The sequence below is a fragment of the Streptomyces sp. NPDC007872 genome (genome assembly GCF_042868165.1).
Lineage (GTDB): Bacteria > Actinomycetota > Actinomycetes > Streptomycetales > Streptomycetaceae > Streptomyces.
In genome coordinates this window covers 520,114-536,144 of record NZ_JBIAEA010000003.1, presented here as the reverse complement: position 1 = coordinate 536,144, position 16,031 = coordinate 520,114, and the positions used below count along the sequence as shown (strand labels likewise).

The window sequence follows — 16,031 nt, the reverse complement described above, 5'->3', positions numbered from 1 at the left end:
GGGGGGCCACCCGGTGGCTCCCTCCCCCTCTCCGTACGCACGCCCCTAGACGGTCCGCTTCCACTCCTTCAGGAGCAGATAGCCCAGGTACGCCCCGCCGACGGCCATCGTGTAGAGGCCGACCGGCAGGTCGTCGAAGAGCGGCGACTGCTGGGCCGCGAGGTCCGCGAGGACCAGGAGCAGGGCGCCCAGCACGGTCGACATGACGAGCTGGGGACCGCCGCCGCGCGTGACCCGTTTGGCGATCTGCGGCGCCGTCAGGGAGACGAAGGCGATCGGACCGGCCACGCTGACCGCGCCCGCGGACAGCACGATCGACAGGGTGACCGCCGCCGTCGCGGTCCGGTCCGGGCGGGCGCCCAGACCGGTGGAGAGGTCGTCGCCCATCTCGCCGACGGTCAGCGGCCGCGCGAGGAGCGCCGCGAGCGGCAGACAGACGAGCAGCACCACCCAGATGACCGTCGCGTCGTCCCAGGAGCGGGCGGAGAGGCTGCCGTTGATGTACGCGGTCAGGGCGCTCGCCTTGTCGCGCTCGACGGCGTAGACCACGTACTGGGTCAGGGCCGTCGACATCGCGGCCACGCCGATGCCCGCCACGACCAGGCGCCCCGGGTTGCGGAACCCGGTCCCGGTGGAGACGTACACGAGTCCCATGGCGGCGACCGCGCCGACCAGGGCGCCGACGGACACCGGGACGGTGTCGGGGAAGAAGAGCGCGGCGGCGGCCGCGCCCGCCCCGGAGCCGGCGCTCAGTCCGATCACGTCGGGGCTGCCCAGCGGATTGCGGGTGACCGACTGGAAGAGGGCGCCGGACAGGCCGAAGGCCGCACCGGTGGCGACGGCCACCACGAGCCGGGGGCCGCGCAGCCGGTTCAGGACGAAGGCGTTCTTGCCCGTCGCCTCGCCCATGAGCGCCGACGGCAGGTCGGCGAGGTCGATGCCCAGCCTGCCCATCGAGAGCGTCGCCACGGCCGCCCCCAGGAGCAGCAGCACCGACAGCGCGGCGGCGACCAGCGAGGAGCGGCGCACGGGGATCGCGACCCGGGGGCCGACCCGTACGAGGACGCGCCCCGCCGGACGCGACGGCACCGCGGCCGGGCTTCCGGTCCGGTCCCCGGCCGGCGCCCCGGTCAGGTCGGTGGTCTTCATGCCGCCCCCCTCATGCGACGGACGGCGAAGAGCAGCGCGGGCGCGCCCACGAACGCGGTGACGACGCCGACCATCAGCTCCTCGGGACGCAGCAGGACCCGGCCGACGACGTCCGCGAAGAGCAGCAGCGTGGGGCCCGCGAGCGCGGTGAACAGGATCTGCATCCGGAAGTCCGCGCCCACCAGGACCCGGACCAGGTGCGGGACGGCGAGCCCGACGAAGGCGATGGGGCCCACCGCCGCCGTGGCCGCCGCGCTGAGCAGCGTCGCGGCCAGCAGCCCGGCGCCCTTGACGCGGGCGGGGCTGATGCCGAGCGAGGCGGCCTTGTCGTCGCCCATCGCCATGGCGTTGAGTCCCGGCGCGAGGACGACGGCGAGGAGGAGTCCGGCCGCGGCGAACGGCAGCACGGCCCAGAGGGCGTCGAAACCGCGCCCGCCGAGCGAGCCCACGACCCAGTAGCGGTACGTGTCGAAGACCTTCGGCCGGGACAGCGCGACGGCCTGGATGAACGCGGCGAGGATCGCGGAGAGCACCGCACCGGCGAGCACGAGGCGCACCGGGCTGCCGCCCCCGCCGGCCGTGCCGACGAGATGGACGAGGACGCCGGTCGCCAGGGCGCCGAGGAGGGCCCACCAGATGGTCTCGCGCTGCCCGGACGCGCCGAGGAACGCGGTGGCGGCGACGATGCTCGCGGACGCGCCCGCGTTGATGCCGAGGAGTCCCGGCTCGGCGAGCGGGTTGCGGGTGATGCCCTGCATCAGCGTGCCGGCGATCCCGAGGCAGAGGCCCGCGAGCACGCCGAGGGCGGTGCGCGGGTAGCGGCTCTCGACGACGGTGCGGAGGTACTCCTCGCCGCCGCCGGTGACGACCCGCAGGACGTCGGAGGCGGACGTCGGCCTGCTGCCGAACATCACGCTGGCGAGCAGCGCCAGGGCGAGGAGGGCCAGGCACAGGACGGCGGCTGCTAGGTACCGGGCAGGGCCCCGCCGTGCGACGGCGGGGCCCTGGGCGGTCCGGGAGAGTGTGCTCACGCCGGAGTCCGTCGTTACTTCCCGGCCTTGGCGACGGCCTTGTCGATCATCGGCAGGTAGCGCTCGATGCTGTACGGCACCGTCAGCGGGTTGATCATCGAGGAGGCGGTGACGAACGGGGTGTCGTGGCTGTAGACGAGCGCGCCCTTCTTCACGGCGGGGATGGCCGCGTACAGGGGCTGGGCCTCGACCGTCTTGCGGGACTTCTCGTCCATGTAGAAGGTGAAGGCGATGTCGCTCTCCGCGAGCTTGTTGGCGTTCTCCAGGCCGATCAGGGCGGAGTCGGTGCCCTCGGTCTCCTTGAAGGTGTTCACCACCGGGTCGACCTTGAGGCCCAGCTTGGAGACCATCGCGACGCGCTGCTCCTCGGGCTTGAAGACGCCGAGGGTGCCGGGGCCGGTGTTGTAGATGTACGAGAACGTGACGTTCTTGTAGTTCGGGCGGGAGGCGGCCGCGTCGGCGAGCTGCTTGTCGATCTTCGCCTCCAGGTCCTTGGCCTTCTCCGGCTGACCGAGCGCCTTGGCGACGATCTCGATCTGCTGGTCCCAGTTCGTGCTCCACGCCTTCTCGGGGTAGGCGACGGTCGGCGCGATGTCCTTGAGGACGTCGTACTGCTTCTGCGTGATGCCGGACCAGGGGGCCAGGATGACGTCGGGCTCGAGCTCGGTGATGGCCTCGATGTCGAGCTCCTCGCCGCCCTTGAACTGCTTGGGCAGCGCGGCGCCGGACTTCGTCACGGCCTCGTGGATCCAGGGGAGGTAGCCGGTCTTGTCGCTGCCCCAGGGGTACTCCTCGATGCCGACCGGGACGTTGCCGAGGGCGATGGCGGTCTCCGCGGAGCCCTGGCCGAGGGTGACGACGCGCTTGGGCTTGTCCTTGATGACCGCCTCGCCGAGGGCGCTCTTGAGGGTGACGGGGAACGCGCCCGCCGGGGCCCCGGACGCCGAACCCGCCGCGTCGTCCTTCTTCGTGTCGTCCGAGCCGCATCCGGTCACCATGAGGCCGAGCGAGACCGCGGCGGCCCCCGCCACGAGGGCGCGGCGGCGAAGAGGGGTGAACACAGAAGGCATGGCGGTTCCTTGTCTCCGGGCAGAGGTGTGCGGGCGCCGCGTCCACGCCCCCGCGGACGTGATCACGTAGGGGCGGCGGCTGCCGCGAGTGCTTGTTAGGTGAGCCTAACCTATTCGTTCACCGGCTCGAACGCCAGGGGCGCCGCCTTCGGCGGAGGGCCGGGAGAGGCGCGGGGCGGAAGGGCCGAAAGGCGAGGTGGGCGGCGTTCGGGCCCACACGAACGGGGTAGCCGCCCGTGTGGCGCGGGCCCCCGCGGCGCGGTCCCCTGGAGGATGCAGGGGATCACGCGCCGGAAGGACGAAAGGCTCACAGGATGATCGCACCGGATCGTCGGCGGACCGACGGGCGGCCGGATCTCCCGCCGGCCCGGACAGGGGCGGACGGGCGATGAGCCCGGCGCGCGCCCTCGACCCCAAGCTGTTCGACGCGACCGTGGCGGCGGTCGCCCTCTTCGGAGGACCCGACCACCTGCTGATCTACGTCAACGCCGCGTACAAGAGGATGCTCGGCGCCCGCCCCCTCCGCCGGCCCGCCCGGGAGGCCTACCCGGAACCGGCCGCCGCCCGCTTCCTCTCCGTCCTCGACGACGTCCTCGCCACCGGACGGCCCCGCCAGCTCACCGAGTCCCTGCTGCCCACCCCGGGCGGCCCGGACGAGGTGCGCCACTTCGTCACCTCCTGCACTCCCGTCACCACCCCGGTCGGCGACGGGGTCCTGGTCGTGATCCTGGAGACCACCGCCGAGACCCGCGCGCTCCAGCGCTTCGAGGCCCTGGTGACGGCCGTCTCCCAGATGGTGTGGGTGGTGCGCGCGAACGGTGACGTCGAGGAGATCGTCCCCGGCTGGGAGAAGCTGACCGGAGTCCCCCTGCCCGACCGGGCGGGCCGGGACATGTACGACCACGTCCACCCCCGGGACCGGGAGGCGCTCGTCGACGCCTGGCACCGGGCGCTCGCCCGGCGTCCCCCCGAGATCTACCAGAACACCTTCCGGCTCCGGACGGCCGACGGCTCCTACCGCCACATGGCCACGCGCTGCGTCCCCATCGTGCGGGACGGGCGCGCCGAGGAGTGGATCGCCGCCACCGTCGACACCGAGGACACCTGGAACGCCGAGCTGCGCGAACACCTCCTCGCCCGGGTGGCACAGACGTCGGGCGGCGGCCTGGACGCGGCCTTCGCCGCGGTGGCGGACTCGGTCGTCCCCGATCTCACCGACGCCTGCGTGATCCTGCTCCTCTCCCACGAGGAGTGGCCGCTCCCGGAGCACGCGACGGTCACGGCCCGGCGGGTCGCCTCCGCCACCCGCCCCGGACTCCCGCCCGCGCCCGCGCCGATGGGGCAGACCGTCACGGTCACCCCGGTCATGCGGGAGGTCCTGGAGAGCCGGGTGCCGAGGACGTTCCGGCTGCCGTCGGACGGCCGGGTCCCGCCCGGTCTGGTGCCGGAGGTCACCGAGCGGTGGCTCACGGCGTCCGGCGCCACGAGCATGACGCTCGTCCCCCTGGTCGTCGACGACATCGTCCTCGGGTACGCCACCACCGCCACCAGCGGGGACACCCCCGTTCCCGAACCCGCCGACGTCGAGCTGCTGCGCGAGGTCCTGCACCACGCGCAGCGGCCCATCCGCAAGGTCCTCGACCTCCAGCAGGCCCGCCGCACCGCACTGCGCCTCCAGCGCGCCCAGCTCACCCGCCCGCCCGCGGTGCCCGGGGCGAGCCTGGCCGCCCGCTACCAGCCGGCCAGCCCGGCCAACGAGATCGGCGGCGACTGGTACGACGCCATCACGCTCCCCGACGGCACCCTCGTCCTCGACATCGGGGACGTCGCGGGCCACGACCTCGGCGCCGCCACCGTCATGGGCCAGATGCGCAGCATGCTCCGCGCCCTCGCCTGGAACAAGGGCTGTGACTGCACGCCCGCGGCCGTCCTCACCATGCTCGACGACGCCGCCGAAGGTCTCGACGCCGGCTCCTTCACCACCGTCGTCCACACCCATCTGCGCCGGCTCCCCGACGGCACCTGGCGGATGACCTGGTCCAACGCCGGGCACCCGCCGCCCCTGTTGATCCCCGCCCGGGGAGAGCCCCGCTTCCTCGACGGCAGCGGCGAGGACCCGCCGCTCGGCGTGGCCCCCGACTTCGTCCGGACCACCCACGCGTACGGCCTCGCCCCCGGCGACACCCTCCTGCAGTACACCGACGGGCTCATCGAGACCCCCGGCACCTCCCTCGACACCGGGCAGCGGTGCCTCCTGCGGGCGGCCGCGCTCCACCGTGACGAGGACCTGCCCGAGCTGCTCCGCCTCCTCCAGGACCTCTCCGACCACCGCGACGACACCGCCATGATCGCCTTCCGCGCCGAACCGGCCGGCTGACCCGCGGCGCGGGCGGTTCAGGCGGGCGCGTCCCAGGCCCGCGTCAGGCCGTCCAGCCACGCGGGCGGCAGCTCGGCGGCGTCCCATTCCTCGTGCAGGGCGGCGGGCGCCGTCGCGAGCCGCTCCAGGACGGCCACGCTGGTGGGGGAGTGGACGAGGGTGTAGCGGCCGTGGAGCGTGATGGCGCTGCCCGGTCCGTACTCCGCGTACAGCCGCTCCAGGTGCTCCCGGTGGGCCGTGGCGAACTCCGCCAACCGTCCCGCGTACCGGGAGCGCTGACGGGAGCTCATGGTGCGCAGCACGGCGCCGAGCACCTGCTCGGTGACCTCCGGGTCGAGGTCGGAGGCGTCGGTGAACGAGAGGTAGATCGGAGTGACCGCCACCTTGGTCCGCTCCATCTCCGTGCGCCCGACGGGAGGGCGGTCGTCGGGGGAGTCGGCCGTGGGATCGGCGGCGAGGGCCTGCCGCAGGGCCCGCTCGGCGACGCCGCCGAGCTCGTCGGCCACGGCGCGGGCGCCGTCGAGCCAACCGGCGGCGTAGGCCTCGCCCTTCCCGTCCGGGGCGCTCCGCCCGGCCCCGCCGATCTCCTCGTACGCGAGGGCCAGGGCGCCCGCCTCGACGAACCCGATCAGCTCCTCCGCGTCGCCGGACCAGACCCCGGCCCGGGCGAGGAGCTGGAGCAGCGTCCTCTTCGCGTTGAGCACGCTGGCCGCGTCGAGCCGCTGCCGTCCCTCTTCGGCGGTGGTCATGGGGTCCTCCTCGTCGTACGGGCGGCACGGTGCGGGTGCGCGGAACGCTCTGTTCGAGCCTACGCAACACCCGTTCCTCCGACGACGCTTCCCCCGCCGACGCGCGGTCCGGGTCAGCCGCGGTACACGCGCAGCTCCGTCACCTCGTACGACATCTCCGCCGTGCCGGCCTCGGGCGCCGGGTGGTAGCGGCCCGCGCAGACCGAGAGGTTCACGATGAGGTAGGCGCGCCAGGAACGGCCCACCCCGCGACGGTCGTCGAAGGCCCGCGCGCCGTTCACCCACCACACCACCGAGCGCGCGCCGAACTCGACCCGGAAGTCGATCCACGCCCCCGGGCGGACGGCCGGGTCCCGGAAGTAGTGGTGGCGTCCCCGCACCCGGTTCGACAGTTCGAGGAGGTCCGGGTTGTCGGGGTGGTACTCGAAGACGTCGATCTCCTGACCGCCGTCACGCCAGGTCCAGATGGCCGGCCAGGCGCCGATCTCCACCGGCAGCCGCACCCGGGCCTCCAGGACGTCGCCCGTGCGCACCAGGAACCCCTCGGCGCTGCCCTCGGTGGTGAGCAGCCCCGCGGTCCAGCGGCCGTCGGGCCGGGGAGTCGCCCGGAAGACCCCGCCCCGGCTGTAGGCCGGATCGTCCGTGAGGTGGTCGAGCTTGTTGTCGCCGGGGTTGGTCGGACCGCCGTGGGGATAGGCCCAGGAGCGGCCGGCGACCCACTGCTCGGCGGAGGAGAAGTCGGCGTCGAGGACGAGGTTCCGGGGAGGCGGCGCCTGGCCGGGCACCCCCGGGCCCGTGGGCGTCCCGGCCCCCGGGGGCGGCCCCGTGCCGGAACCCGATCCCGCGCCGCGGCGCAGCAGTCGGTCGATGAAGTCGGACAGCACGGCTCACTCCTCTCACCTCTTACGCGGGCGCCCATCGGCCCATGGAGGGTTTGCCCCCGCCCCACCCGGATCAACCACGGAGGGTCACCGGTTGGCGACAAGTCGTCACCTCGTGCCGTCGCGTTTCACCGCGTTCCGGCAGGTGGGGGAAGGGGCGGCCCGGAATGTCTCACTGGGACATTAATAGGTGTACGGTGCAATTATGAGCACGGAACGAGAGCGCCGGAGCCCGCGGCGCGGCCCCAAGGGGACGCGGACCCGCGAGGCGCTCGGCGAGGCCGCGCTGCGGCTCGTCCTGGAGCGCGGACCGGCCGGAGTCTCCGTCGAGGACGTCACCGACGCGGTCGGCGTCTCCCGGCGCACCTTCAGCCGCTACTTCGCCTCCAAGGAGGAGGCCGTCGTCGACGGCGTCCGGGCCGACTGCGCGCGGATCAACGAGGCGCTCGCCGCCCGCCCCGGCACGGAGGCCCCGCTCACCGCCTACCGGGCGGCCCTGCGGACCTGGCTCGCCGACCCGGCGGTCCCGGCCTGGCACCGCCGCGACGGCGTGCGCGAGCTGTTCCGCCTCGCCGAACGCGACGCGCCCCTGCGCGCCGTGCTCCGGCGCGTCCTCCTGGAGGGCGAGGCCGCGTCGGTGCGCCTGGTCGCACAGCGGATCGGCGCCGACCCCGAACGCGACCTGCGGCCGGCCGTCGCCGTGGGCGCCGGCGCCGCCGCGCTCCTGGCGGCCGTGCGCGCCTGGGTCCTCGACGGCCCCCGGACCGCGCTGCCCGACCTCGTCGAGGAGGCCTTCGACCTGCTCGCGACCGAACCCCCGCCCGCCGGGACCCGACCCCGCGTCCGGCCCGTCGGCACCGCACCACGCACCCCCGAGGAACCGTCATGACACACCCCCTCACCACCGACCCCCAGGAGTTCGCCGGCCGGACCGCCCTCGTCACCGGCGGCGCCTCCGGCATCGGCCTCGCCGTCGCCCACCGCCTCGCCCGCGGCGGCGCCGCCGTGGCCGTCGCCGACTTCGACGCCGAGAAGGCGGCCGCCGCGGTCGCCGAACTGACCGGCGAGGGCGCCCGGGCCCTCGCCGTACGCATGGACGTCACCGACGACGCCTCCGTCCGGGAGGGCGTCGAGGCCACCGTCGCCGCCTTCGGCGGCCTGCACCTCGCGGTCAACAACGCCGGTGTCGCCGGGGCCCGCGTCCCGATCGGCGAGACCCCCGCCGAGGAGTGGCGGCGCGTCGTCTCCACCAACCTCGACGGCGTCTTCCACTCCCTGCGCCACGAACTCCCGGCCGTCGTCGCCTCCGGCGGCGGCGCCGTCGTGAACATGTCCTCCATCCTCGGCACCAATGGTTCCGCCGGCAGCGCCGCCTACGTCGCGGCCAAGCACGGCGTCGTCGGCCTCACCAAGACGGCGGCACTCGAATACGCCTCCCAGGGGGTACGTATCAACGCCGTCGGCCCCGGCTACATCGACACCCCCCTCCTCGCCGGGCTCGGCCGGGAGGCGTACGACGCCCTCGTCGCCCTGCACCCCGCGGGACGCCTGGGCCGTGCGGAGGAGGTTGCCGAGCTCGTCGCGTTCCTGCTCTCGGAGCGGGCGTCGTTCGTGCACGGCAGCTACCACCTCGTCGACGGCGCCTACGCCGCCCGCTGAGCCACCGGAAAGAGCGAGAGCAAAGGACACCCCGTCATGAAGGCACTCCAGTACCGCGCGGTGGGCGCCCCGCCCGAGGTCGTCACCGTCCCCGACCCGGAGCCCGGCCCCGGGCAGGTGCTCCTCAGGGTCACCGCCGCCGGCGTCTGCCACTCCGACATCGCCGTCATGAGCCGGCCCGCCGACCAGGTCCCCTTCCCGCTGCCCCTGACCCTCGGCCACGAGGGCGTCGGCACCGTGGAGGCGCTCGGCGCGGGCGTCGAGGGGTTCGCCGCCGGCGACGCGGTCGCCGTCTACGGTCCCTGGGGCTGCGGCGCCTGCTTCATGTGCGCGCAGGGCAAGGAGAACTACTGCCTGCGGGCCGCGGAGCTGGGCATCAGGCCGCCCGGCCTCGGCGCACCCGGCGCCATCGCCGAGTACATGGTCGTCGACAGCCCCCGCCACCTCGTCCCGCTCGGCGACCTCGACCCCGTGCGGGCCGCGCCCCTCACGGACGCGGGCCTCACCCCGTACCACGCCGTCAAGCGGTCCCTGCCGAAGCTCGTCCCCGGCAGCACGGCCGTCGTCATCGGCACGGGCGGGCTCGGCCACGTCGCCATCCAACTGCTGCGGGCCATGACCGCGGCCCGGGTCGTCGCCCTCGACGTCACCGAGGAGAAGCTGGCCCTCGCCCGCACCGTCGGCGCGCACGAGACCGTCCTCTCCGACGCGTCGGCGGCCGCCGCGGTCCGCGAACTGACCGGCGGCCGCGGCGCCGAGGTCGTCCTCGACTTCGTGGGAGCCCCTCCCACGGTCACCTCGGCGGGCGCGATGGCCGCGGTCGAGGGCGACGTCACGATCGTCGGCCTCGGCGGGGGCGCCCTGCCCGTCGGCTTCGGCTCCCCGGCGTACGAGGTCTCCGTGGCCTCCCCGTACTGGGGCACCCGCGCCGAACTGATCGAGGTGCTCGACCTGGCCCGCGCCGGTGCCGTCGACGTCCACGTGGAGACGTACGCCCTGGACGACGCGCCGAAGGCCTACGAGCGGCTGCACGAGGGACGCGTCCGGGGACGCGCGGTCATCCTGCCGAACGGCTGACCGCCCCGCGGGGCCCGGGACCGGCGCACGCGCGCGAGGCTCCGGGCCCCGGCCCGAAACCGGCCGTGACCGCCGTCGGCCGATTCCCTCGAACGACCTTGCTGCGAACCGTGCCGATCACGTAACGTCCTGCGACGTGAACACCGGATCGGCGATACGCCACACACGGACGGGCGACCCGGTGGACGACTGACGGCTCGGCGGGCGCGGAGCGCGCGCCCCTTCCGTTCGACGCGGGGACCACCCGGTGCACGAGCACCGCGCGTCCCCTTCCCCGTCGAACAAGAGCGAGGTCGTCCCCATGTCAGTCACCTTCAACCACACCATCGTCGCGGCCAAGGACCGGCACGAGTCGGCGCGGTTCTTCCGCGAGCTCCTGGAACTCCCCGAAGCACCCTCCTGGGGCCCGTTCGTCAACGTCCGGCTTCCCGACGGCGTCCTGATCCAGTTCGCCGAGCCCCCGGTGGAGATCCAGATGCAGCACTACGCCTTCCTCGTCGACGACGAACTGTTCGAGCGGGCGTACGGGCGCCTGTGCGAGCAGGGCGTCGAGCACTGGGCCGACCCGCAGATGCGGCGGCCCGGCGAGACGAACACCGAACACGGCGGCCGCGGGGTCTACTTCAAGGACCCCGCCGGTCACGCCATGGAGCTGATCACCCGCCCGTACCTGTAACCCCGCCCGCCACGGGGTCAGTCGAGGAACTCCCCGTCGCGCGCCACGACGACCCCGCCGTGGACGACCACGTCCCGGCGGGGCATGTCGACGACCACCTGCGGCAGGCACTCGCCCCGCACGAGGACGAAGTCGGCCGGGGCGCCCGGCGCGAGGTCGGCGTGGGCGAGCCCCATGACGTCCGCGCCGCCGTGGGTCGCGACCCGGTAGCACTCGGCCAGTTCGTCGTCGAGCCGCACGTCCGTCACCCAGCCGAGGAGGTGCGCGCGGTGCAGCATGTCGGCGTTGCCGAACGGGCTCCAGGAGTCGCGCACGCCGTCGGAGCCGAGGCCGACCCGCACCCCGTGCTCGCGCAGCCGGGCGATCGGCAGCACCAGGGAGTCGGACGGCGCGACCGTGGTGAGGGCGATGTCCTGGTCGCCCAGATCGGCCGCGACGGAGCCGAGTTCACGATCCGAGAGGCCGGGCAGGCAGAAGACGTGGCTGACGGTGACCTTGCCGGCGAGGGACAGGGCGCGGGTGCGGTCGATGATGCCGCGCATGGCCCTGAGGCCCGTCTCGCCGCGGTCGTGGAGGTGGATGTCCACGCCCACGCCGTGCCGGTCCGCGATGCCGAAGACGAGGTCGAGCTGCTCGTCGAGCGCGTGGTCGAAACCGATCGGGTCGATGCCGCCGATCATGTCCACGAGGCCCTCGCGCGCCGCGCGTTCCAGGAGCGCCGCCGTGCCCGGGGTGCGGACGACGCCGTGCTGCGGGAAGGCCACGATCTGCACGTCGAGGGCGTGACGCAGCCGCTCGCGCGCCTCCGCGACGCCCTCCGCGCCCGCCAGGCCGTAGGCCGGGGCCACGTCGGCGTGGGCACGCATCGCGCGCGTGCCGCGGGCGACGGCGTGGCTCATCAGGCCGTACGCGCGCTCCGCGACCGGACGCCGCTGGTTCCGGAAGAGCTCCACGTCCTGGGCGACGTAGTCCGCGATGCCGCTCGCCGGCTTCCGCGAGACCCAGGAGCCGCCCCAGGTCGTCTTGTCGGGGTGGATGTGCGCGTCCACGAGGGACGGGAGGGCGACGCGTCCGCCGCCGTCGACGACCTTCGCCCCGCGCGGCGCCGGGCCGGCCGAGATCCGGCCGCCGACGACCACCAGGTCCGTGGGCCGCGCCGCGCCGAACGGGCGCACGTCGCGGAAGACCACGGCCTTCGCGCGGTGCCCCGCTGCGGCCGCCGCCGGGGCTCCGGCGAACCCGGCCGTGCCCTCGGCGGCGGCCTGGGCGGCGGCCTGGGCCGGGACGGCCGCGGTGCCCGCCGAGGCCGTGGCCCCGGCCAGAGCGGCGGCCCCGGCCAGCATCGTGCGGCGGGAGAGCGCGCCGGGGGAGGACGGGGACGGCTGCATGGGGGCTCCTTCGACTGGGGGGCGCCGGTTCCCTGCTTTGTATACCAAGCGGTCGGGAGCGGCAAGGGCGACCATCTGAACCTCCCGAAAAGTCGGAGATGGTAAGCCAAGAGGCGAAAGGGGTTGGGCTCGTCCAGTTCTGCTGGTATACAAATACTCAGACGCCGAAGAGCGAGCGCAGCGCGACGGATCTGCTGTCGCGCACGTGCAGCAGCGTGCTCGCCGCCGCCGCCTCCGAGTCCCCCGCGGCGATGTGCCGGTACATCTCGGCGTGCTGGGCCCGCATGTGCGCGGACTCCTCGCGCATCCCGAACAGCAGCCGCAGTTGCCGGCTCAACTGCTCCATCGTGCGGGCGAGCAGCGGATTGCCCGACAGCGCCACGACCTCCTCGTGGAACGCCGTGTGCGCCGCCACCTCGCGGGCCCCCTCGTCCGCCGCCGCTGCCGACTCGGCCTGCCGGAGGGCCGTCTCCAGGGCGCCGGTGCCCCCGCCCGCCGCCACCGCCCGCGCCGCGAGCCGCGACGCCTGGACCGCGAGCGGCTCCCACACCTCGTACAGGTGCTCCACGTCGACGCGTTCGAGCCGGCGCACGCGCACGCCGCTGTGCGGAAGCAGCTCCAGGAGCCCTTCGGCGACCAGGGCGCGCAGCGCCTCGCGCACCGGTACGCGGGACATGCCGAGCTCCTCGGCGACCTCCCGCTCCACCAGGCGGGCGCCCTGCGCGTACCGCCGGTCGACGATCCGCTGGAGGACGGCCTCCCGCGCCCGCGCGCTGAGGGAGGCCGAGCCGGCCCTGCCCGGGTCCGCCGCCTTGTCCGCCACCCTGTCCGCCTCTTCCGGTCTCCGCGGCCCCCCGTCGGGCACGTCCGGGGCGAGGATACGTCGGCCCCGGATATTCGCGTGCGCCCCACCCGCCCCGGTGATGGGATCGACCGATGCGACAAGAGACATCCACGGCGTCCACGGCAGCCACGGCCTCCACGGCATCCGTGCCGCCCATGACGGTCGACCGCGGGCGGTTCGCGGACGCAGTCACCCCCTGGGAGGACGAGGACTGGCGCGCCGCCGCCTTCGCGTGGGCCGGGCGGGAGCTCGACCGGCACGGCCTGCGCGAGACCGGGACCCGCGAGGTCAGGGTCCGCCCCTGGTCGATCCTCGTGCGCTTCCGCACCGGACCCGGGGAGCGCGACGCAGTCTGGTTCAAGGCGGGCGCGCCGGACAACGCCTTCGAGGCCCCCCTCGGCGACGCCCTCGCGCGATGGGTGCCCGACCACGTCGTGACCCCGTTGGCGGTCGACGCCGACCGGGCGTGGTCGCTGCTCCCGGACGGCGGGCCCCTCTTCCGGCACGTCCTGGACGCGGGCGACGCGGGACCGGACTCCTGGGAGCGGGCCGTCGCCCAGTACGCGCGGATGCAGCGGGCGCTCGTCCCGTACGCGGACCGCATGACCGCCCTCGGCGTGCCCGACGCCCGCACCGCCCGGCTGCCCGGCCTCTTCGACGCCCTCGTCGCGGGCAACGCCGCCCTGGGCCCGGCCGCCCGCCGCGGCCTCGTGGCCGGGCGCCCCCGGCTGCTCGACTGGTGCGCGGAGCTCGACGCGCACGGCGTCCCGGACTCGCTCGACCACTGCGACCTGCACGACGGGCAGGTGCTCGCCCCCGCCCCCGGCCGCTTCACCTTCTTCGACTGGGGCGACGCCGCCGTCGGCCACCCCTTCGGCAGCCTGCTCGTCCCCGCCGGCGCCGTCCTCGAACGGTACGGACCCGAGCGCGCGGGCCGGCTGCGCGACGCCTATCTGGAGCCCTGGACCGACCTGGGCCCCTCCCTCCCGGAGCTGCGCCGTGCCGCGGCGCTCGCCACCCGCCTCGCCGCCCTCGGCCGGGCGGCCTCGTGGTTCCGCCTCTTCCCCGGCACCCCGGCCACCGACTGCGCCGAGGCGAGCGCCCACTGGCTGGGGGAACTCTTCGCCCCGACGGCGCCGTTCGAGGACCCGGCGGTCTGACCGGCGGTCCGACCGAGGAGGGACAGGGGGACGGAGCGGACGCGAAGGCCTGTTGGTCCGCCGGGACGGGCCGCGCCTGTGGTACTGCCTTACGGAGACATCGCGATGTTTGTCCCGTAATGCCGTGAAAGGTGCCGCCCGTGTCGCAGGAAGAAGAGAGGCCGGAAGGCCGCCGGAAAGGCGCCGCACGGGCGAGAAGCCGGGGGCTGCCGGTGCTGCCGACCCTCCTCGTCCGCTCCGACCGCCGCCACCACGCCCGTACCGACCGGATCGTGTTCGGGGTCACCGCCGTCCTCACCGTCGCCTTCGTCGTCTGGGGTGCCACGGCCACCGAGAGCCTGGAGGACGTCTCCGACTCCCTCCTCCAAGGGCTGATCCGCGACGGCGGCTGGGCGTTCATGCTCGCCGCCTCCGGATTCGTCGTCTTCGCGCTGTGGCTCGCCATCAGCCGCTACGGCCGGATCACCCTCGGCCGCGAGGAGGAGGGCCCCGAGTTCCGGACCGTGTCGTGGATCGCCATGATGTTCAGTGCCGGCATGGGCATCGGCCTGATGTTCTACGGCGTGAGCGAACCGCTCGCCCACTACGGCACCCCGCCGCCCGGCACCCACCCCGTCGACTCGGCCGAGCGGATGCAGACCGCCATGGCCACCACGCTCTTCCACTGGACGCTCCACCCGTGGGCGATCTACGCCGTCGTCGGCCTCGCCATCGCCTACTCCAGCTTCCGGCGCGGACGCCGCCAGACCATCAGCGCCGTCTTCGTCCCGCTGATGGGCGAGAAGCGGGCGTACGGCGGTCCCGGCCGGGTCATCGACATCCTGGCCATCTTCGCCACCCTCTTCGGCTCCGCCGCCTCCCTCGGCCTCGGCGCGCTCCAGATCGGCAGCGGTTTCCAGGAGCTGAACTGGATGGAGAAGACCGGCACCGGGCTGCTCGTCGCCATCATCGCGGTCCTCACCGTGGCCTTCGTCCTCTCCGCCGTCTCCGGTGTGGAGAAGGGCATCCAGTGGCTCTCCAACATCAACATGGTGCTCGCGGCGGTCCTCGCCGTCTTCGTCTTCGTGGCGGGCCCCACCGTCATCGTGCTCGACCTGCTGCCCACCTCGATCGCCGCCTACATCGGCGACCTGCCGCAGTTGGCCGGCCGCACCGAGGCGACCAGCGGCGAGGACATCCACGACTGGCTGGGCAGTTGGACCGTCTTCTACTGGGCCTGGTGGATCTCCTGGACGCCCTTCGTCGGCATGTTCATCGCCCGCATCAGCCGGGGCCGGACCATCCGGCAGTTCGTCGGCGGGGTCATCCTGGTCCCCAGCACCGTCAGCCTGATCTGGTTCGCCATCTTCGGCGGAACGGCGATGAAGCTCAGCGAACAGGGCGAACTGGCCGAGGAGAGCACCCCCGAGGGACAGCTCTTCGGCGTCCTCCAGCAGTTCCCGATCGCCGGCGCCATGAGCCTCCTCGTGATGGTCCTCGTCGGCATCTTCTTCGTGTCCGGCGCGGACGCCGCCTCCATCGTCATGGGGACGCTCTCGCAGCGCGGCTCCTTCGAGCCCGCCCGGCCCGTGGTCGTCTTCTGGGGCGTGGTGACCGGCGCGGTCGCCGCGATCATGCTCCTCATCGGCGACGGCCAGGGTGACGCGCTCGCGGGCCTGCAGAACCTCACCATCCTGGTGGCGGCGCCGTTCGTGCTCGTCATGATCGGGATGTGCGTGGCACTCATGCGGGACCTGCGCAGGGATCCGCTCATCGTCCGCGGCGAGATGGGGGAGGAGGCCGTCGAACTCGCGGTGATCGCCGGACACGAGAAGTACGCCGGTGACTTCGAGCTGCGGATCGGACCCGGCGAGCCGGGCCAGGACGGCCCCGGAACGCCGGGCCGGGGAGGTTCCTGACGAGCGCGGGGCGCGGAGGGCGGGGCCGGAGCCGGGTCGGACGCCGGGGCCGGACGCCGGGGCCGGACGCCG

General features: G+C 74.1%; 14 protein-coding genes. 7 read left to right on the top strand and 7 right to left on the bottom strand.

The features are described from left to right. Window positions 1–45: 45 nt before the first annotated feature. Genes ACFYNX_RS12885 through ACFYNX_RS12875 form a run of 3 tightly spaced genes read right to left on the bottom strand, consistent with a single transcriptional unit; the run spans window position 46 to window position 3,250 of the window. On the bottom strand, window positions 46–1,149 hold the full coding sequence (locus tag ACFYNX_RS12885) for a FecCD family ABC transporter permease (protein ID WP_388660862.1): 1,104 nt from the start codon (window positions 1,147–1,149) through the stop codon (window positions 46–48). Then, a complete protein-coding gene (locus ACFYNX_RS12880; protein WP_388660860.1) occupies window positions 1,146–2,180 on the bottom strand; it encodes a FecCD family ABC transporter permease in 1,035 nt (344 codons plus the stop codon). The genes ACFYNX_RS12885 and ACFYNX_RS12880 overlap by 4 nt, the downstream gene beginning before the upstream one ends. A gap of 14 nt (window positions 2,181–2,194) precedes the next feature. Further along, on the bottom strand, window positions 2,195–3,250 hold the full coding sequence (locus ACFYNX_RS12875) for an iron-siderophore ABC transporter substrate-binding protein (RefSeq protein ID WP_388660857.1): 1,056 nt from the start codon (window positions 3,248–3,250) through the stop codon (window positions 2,195–2,197). Between the two features lie 388 nt (window positions 3,251–3,638). Between ACFYNX_RS12875 and ACFYNX_RS12870 the strand changes: the two genes are divergently transcribed. Next, window positions 3,639–5,627: a SpoIIE family protein phosphatase gene (locus ACFYNX_RS12870; RefSeq protein ID WP_388660855.1), complete on the top strand. Its 1,989-nt coding sequence runs from the start codon at window positions 3,639–3,641 to the stop codon at window positions 5,625–5,627. A gap of 17 nt (window positions 5,628–5,644) precedes the next feature. Here the strand turns inward: ACFYNX_RS12870 and ACFYNX_RS12865 are convergent, their stop codons facing one another. Both ACFYNX_RS12865 and ACFYNX_RS12860 read right to left on the bottom strand, forming a co-directional pair. Then, window positions 5,645–6,376, bottom strand: coding sequence for a hypothetical protein (locus tag ACFYNX_RS12865; RefSeq protein WP_388660852.1), 732 nt, complete (start codon window positions 6,374–6,376; stop codon window positions 5,645–5,647). A gap of 113 nt (window positions 6,377–6,489) precedes the next feature. Next, window positions 6,490–7,161: a beta-glucanase gene (locus tag ACFYNX_RS12860; protein WP_125660238.1), complete on the bottom strand. Its 672-nt coding sequence runs from the start codon at window positions 7,159–7,161 to the stop codon at window positions 6,490–6,492. A gap of 301 nt (window positions 7,162–7,462) precedes the next feature. Between ACFYNX_RS12860 and ACFYNX_RS12855 the strand changes: the two genes are divergently transcribed. The 4 genes from ACFYNX_RS12855 (at window position 7,463) to ACFYNX_RS12840 (ending at window position 10,669) form a co-directional block, all read left to right on the top strand. Beyond that, the gene (locus tag ACFYNX_RS12855) at window positions 7,463–8,146 is read left to right on the top strand and encodes a TetR/AcrR family transcriptional regulator (RefSeq protein ID WP_388660849.1); all 684 of its coding nucleotides are present in this window, start codon (window positions 7,463–7,465) and stop codon (window positions 8,144–8,146) included. Next, window positions 8,143–8,916, top strand: a complete 774-nt coding sequence (locus tag ACFYNX_RS12850) for an SDR family NAD(P)-dependent oxidoreductase (protein WP_125660196.1) — start codon at window positions 8,143–8,145, stop codon at window positions 8,914–8,916. The genes ACFYNX_RS12855 and ACFYNX_RS12850 overlap by 4 nt, the downstream gene beginning before the upstream one ends. Window positions 8,917–8,952: 36 nt before the next feature. Further along, window positions 8,953–9,993 carry an NAD(P)-dependent alcohol dehydrogenase gene (locus ACFYNX_RS12845; protein WP_388660845.1) on the top strand — a complete coding sequence of 347 codons (1,041 nt, stop codon included), beginning with the start codon at window positions 8,953–8,955 and terminating at the stop codon, window positions 9,991–9,993. 301 nt (window positions 9,994–10,294) lie between these two features. Then, a complete protein-coding gene (locus ACFYNX_RS12840; RefSeq protein ID WP_356545470.1) occupies window positions 10,295–10,669 on the top strand; it encodes a VOC family protein in 375 nt (124 codons plus the stop codon). 17 nt (window positions 10,670–10,686) lie between these two features. On the opposite strand, the gene ACFYNX_RS12835 is transcribed toward ACFYNX_RS12840, so the two are convergent. Both ACFYNX_RS12835 and ACFYNX_RS12830 read right to left on the bottom strand, forming a co-directional pair. Next, on the bottom strand, window positions 10,687–12,057 hold the full coding sequence (locus ACFYNX_RS12835) for an amidohydrolase (RefSeq protein ID WP_388660842.1): 1,371 nt from the start codon (window positions 12,055–12,057) through the stop codon (window positions 10,687–10,689). Window positions 12,058–12,214: 157 nt separating this feature from the next. After that, window positions 12,215–12,880 carry a GntR family transcriptional regulator gene (locus ACFYNX_RS12830; RefSeq protein ID WP_388660839.1) on the bottom strand — a complete coding sequence of 222 codons (666 nt, stop codon included), beginning with the start codon at window positions 12,878–12,880 and terminating at the stop codon, window positions 12,215–12,217. 176 nt (window positions 12,881–13,056) lie between these two features. Here ACFYNX_RS12830 and ACFYNX_RS12825 point away from each other — a divergent pair, with 176 nt between their 5' ends. Next, the gene (locus tag ACFYNX_RS12825; RefSeq protein ID WP_388660836.1) at window positions 13,057–14,061 is read left to right on the top strand and encodes an aminoglycoside phosphotransferase family protein; all 1,005 of its coding nucleotides are present in this window, start codon (window positions 13,057–13,059) and stop codon (window positions 14,059–14,061) included. 212 nt (window positions 14,062–14,273) lie between these two features. Next, entirely contained in the window at window positions 14,274–15,959 is a 1,686-nt protein-coding gene (locus ACFYNX_RS12820) for a BCCT family transporter (protein WP_388660833.1), read from the top strand. Window positions 15,960–16,031: the final 72 nt, after the last annotated feature.

Bases quoted from the DNA above. Each gene is read 5' to 3' on its own strand.
- ACFYNX_RS12870 (WP_388660855.1), top strand. From the start codon at position 3,639: ATGAGCCCGGCGCGCGCCCTCGACCCCAAGCTGTTCGACGCGACCGTG.
- ACFYNX_RS12835 (WP_388660842.1), bottom strand. From the start codon at position 12,057: ATGCAGCCGTCCCCGTCCTCCCCCGGCGCGCTCTCCCGCCGCACGATG.
- ACFYNX_RS12885 (WP_388660862.1), bottom strand. From the start codon at position 1,149: ATGAAGACCACCGACCTGACCGGGGCGCCGGCCGGGGACCGGACCGGA.
- ACFYNX_RS12850 (WP_125660196.1), top strand. From the start codon at position 8,143: ATGACACACCCCCTCACCACCGACCCCCAGGAGTTCGCCGGCCGGACC.
- ACFYNX_RS12845 (WP_388660845.1), top strand. From the start codon at position 8,953: ATGAAGGCACTCCAGTACCGCGCGGTGGGCGCCCCGCCCGAGGTCGTC.
- ACFYNX_RS12855 (WP_388660849.1), top strand. From the start codon at position 7,463: ATGAGCACGGAACGAGAGCGCCGGAGCCCGCGGCGCGGCCCCAAGGGG.
- ACFYNX_RS12875 (WP_388660857.1), bottom strand. From the start codon at position 3,250: ATGCCTTCTGTGTTCACCCCTCTTCGCCGCCGCGCCCTCGTGGCGGGG.
- ACFYNX_RS12865 (WP_388660852.1), bottom strand. From the start codon at position 6,376: ATGACCACCGCCGAAGAGGGACGGCAGCGGCTCGACGCGGCCAGCGTG.
- ACFYNX_RS12840 (WP_356545470.1), top strand. From the start codon at position 10,295: ATGTCAGTCACCTTCAACCACACCATCGTCGCGGCCAAGGACCGGCAC.
- ACFYNX_RS12825 (WP_388660836.1), top strand. From the start codon at position 13,057: ATGACGGTCGACCGCGGGCGGTTCGCGGACGCAGTCACCCCCTGGGAG.